Raw genomic sequence first — 3,090 nt, 5'->3', positions numbered from 1 at the left:
GCCAGGCAAATTCTGTTAATCTGTATCAGGCTGAAAATCGTGTCTGTCTCTTCGCCAAAACACCTTCGGCGTTGTAAGGTTAAGCCTCACGGTTCATTAGTATCGGTTAGCTCAACGCATCGCTGCGCTTACACACCCGACCTATCAACGTCGTCGTCTTCAACGTTCCTTCAGGAGACTCAAGGTCTCAGGGAGAACTCATCTCGGGGCAAGTTTCGTGCTTAGATGCTTTCAGCACTTATCTCTTCCGCATTTAGCTACCGGGCAGTGCCATTGGCATGACAACCCGAACACCAGTGATGCGTCCACTCCGGTCCTCTCGTACTAGGAGCAGCCCCCCTCAATTCTCCAGCGCCCACGGCAGATAGGGACCGAACTGTCTCACGACGTTCTAAACCCAGCTCGCGTACCACTTTAAATGGCGAACAGCCATACCCTTGGGACCTACTTCAGCCCCAGGATGTGATGAGCCGACATCGAGGTGCCAAACACCGCCGTCGATATGAACTCTTGGGCGGTATCAGCCTGTTATCCCCGGAGTACCTTTTATCCGTTGAGCGATGGCCCTTCCATTCAGAACCACCGGATCACTATGACCTGCTTTCGCACCTGCTCGCGCCGTCACGCTCGCAGTCAAGCTGGCTTATGCCATTGCACTAACCTCCTGATGTCCGACCAGGATTAGCCAACCTTCGTGCTCCTCCGTTACTCTTTGGGAGGAGACCGCCCCAGTCAAACTACCCACCAGACACTGTCCGCAACCCGGATCACGGGTCTACGTTAGAACACCAGCCATTAAAGGGTGGTATTTCAAGGATGGCTCCACGCAGACTGGCGTCCACGCTTCAAAGCCTCCCACCTATCCTACACATCAAGGACCAGTGTTCAGTGTCAAGCTATAGTAAAGGTTCACGGGGTCTTTCCGTCTTGCCGCGGGTACACTGCATCTTCACAGCGAGTTCAATTTCACTGAGTCTCGGGTGGAGACAGCCTGGCCATCATTACGCCATTCGTGCAGGTCGGAACTTACCCGACAAGGAATTTCGCTACCTTAGGACCGTTATAGTTACGGCCGCCGTTTACCGGGGCTTCGATCAAGAGCTTCGCGTTGCCGCTAACCCCATCAATTAACCTTCCGGCACCGGGCAGGCGTCACACCGTATACGTCCACTTTCGTGTTTGCACAGTGCTGTGTTTTTAATAAACAGTTGCAGCCAGCTGGTATCTTCGACTGATTTCAGCTCCGCCCGCAGGGACTTCACCTACCTATCAGCGTGCCTTCTCCCGAAGTTACGGCACCATTTTGCCTAGTTCCTTCACCCGAGTTCTCTCAAGCGCCTTGGTATTCTCTACCTGACCACCTGTGTCGGTTTGGGGTACGATTTCGTGTTACCTGATGCTTAGAGGCTTTTCCTGGAAGCAGGGCATTTATCACTTCAGCACCGTAGTGCCTCGTCATCACACCTCAGCGTTAATAAGGTACCGGATTTACCTGGAACCTCCGCCTACATGCTTAAACCGGGACAACCGTCGCCCGGCTGACATAGCCTTCTCCGTCCCCCCTTCGCAGTAACACCAAGTACAGGAATATTAACCTGTTTCCCATCGACTACGCCTTTCGGCCTCGCCTTAGGGGTCGACTCACCCTGCCCCGATTAACGTTGGACAGGAACCCTTGGTCTTCCGGCGAGCGGGCTTTTCACCCGCTTTATCGTTACTTATGTCAGCATTCGCACTTCTGATACCTCCAGCATGCCTCACAGCACACCTTCAACGGCTTACAGAACGCTCCCCTACCCAACAACACATAGTGTCGCTGCCGCAGCTTCGGTGCATGGTTTAGCCCCGTTACATCTTCCGCGCAGGCCGACTCGACCAGTGAGCTATTACGCTTTCTTTAAATGATGGCTGCTTCTAAGCCAACATCCTGGCTGTCTGTGCCTTCCCACATCGTTTCCCACTTAACCATGACTTTGGGACCTTAGCTGGCGGTCTGGGTTGTTTCCCTCTTCACGACGGACGTTAGCACCCGCCGTGTGTCTCCCGTGATAACATTCTTCGGTATTCGTAGTTTGCATCGGGTTGGTAAGCCGGGATGGCCCCCTAGCCGAAACAGTGCTCTACCCCCGAAGATGAGTTCACGAGGCGCTACCTAAATAGCTTTCGGGGAGAACCAGCTATCTCCCGGTTTGATTGGCCTTTCACCCCCAGCCACAGGTCATCCGCTAATTTTTCAACATTAGTCGGTTCGGTCCTCCAGTTAGTGTTACCCAACCTTCAACCTGCCCATGGCTAGATCACCGGGTTTCGGGTCTATACCCTGCAACTTAACGCCCAGTTAAGACTCGGTTTCCCTTCGGCTCCCCTATACGGTTAACCTTGCTACAGAATATAAGTCGCTGACCCATTATACAAAAGGTACGCAGTCACACCCGAAGGTGCTCCCACTGCTTGTACGTACACGGTTTCAGGTTCTTTTTCACTCCCCTCGCCGGGGTTCTTTTCGCCTTTCCCTCACGGTACTGGTTCACTATCGGTCAGTCAGGAGTATTTAGCCTTGGAGGATGGTCCCCCCATATTCAGACAGGATACCACGTGTCCCGCCCTACTCTTCGAGTTCACAACCTGTGCATTTTCGTGTACGGGACTATCACCCTGTACCGTCGGACTTTCCAGACCGTTCCACTAACACACAAGCTGATTCAGACTCCGGGCTGCTCCCCGTTCGCTCGCCGCTACTGGGGGAATCTCGGTTGATTTCTTTTCCTCGGGGTACTTAGATGTTTCAGTTCCCCCGGTTCGCCTCGTTAACCTATGTATTCAGTTAACGATAGTGTGTCGGAACACACTGGGTTTCCCCATTCGGACATCGCCGGGTCAAGGGTTCATATCACCTCGCCGGCGCTTTTCGCAGATTAGCACGTCCTTCATCGCCTCTGACTGCCAGGGCATCCACCGTGTACGCTTAGTCGCTTAACCTCACAACCCGAAGATGTTTCACTTCTGATTGCGAAAATTTGAGAGACTCGAACACACATGAGCTGTGTGTCGTTTCAATTTTCAGCTTGATCCAGATTTTTAAAGAGCAAA

Annotated in this window: 1 rRNA gene; it reads right to left on the bottom strand. The window is 53.0% G+C overall.

Features of this window, described 5'->3' with window-relative positions:
• Positions 1-75: 75 nt before the first annotated feature.
• Positions 76-2,979, bottom strand: a 23S ribosomal RNA gene (locus tag DD597_RS22060).
• Positions 2,980-3,090: the final 111 nt, after the last annotated feature.

The organism is Enterobacter cloacae complex sp. 677-3DZ2D5B (assembly GCF_004136695.1).
Lineage (GTDB): Bacteria > Pseudomonadota > Gammaproteobacteria > Enterobacterales > Enterobacteriaceae > Enterobacter > Enterobacter hormaechei_C.
This window is presented reverse-complemented; position numbering and strand designations above follow the sequence as displayed.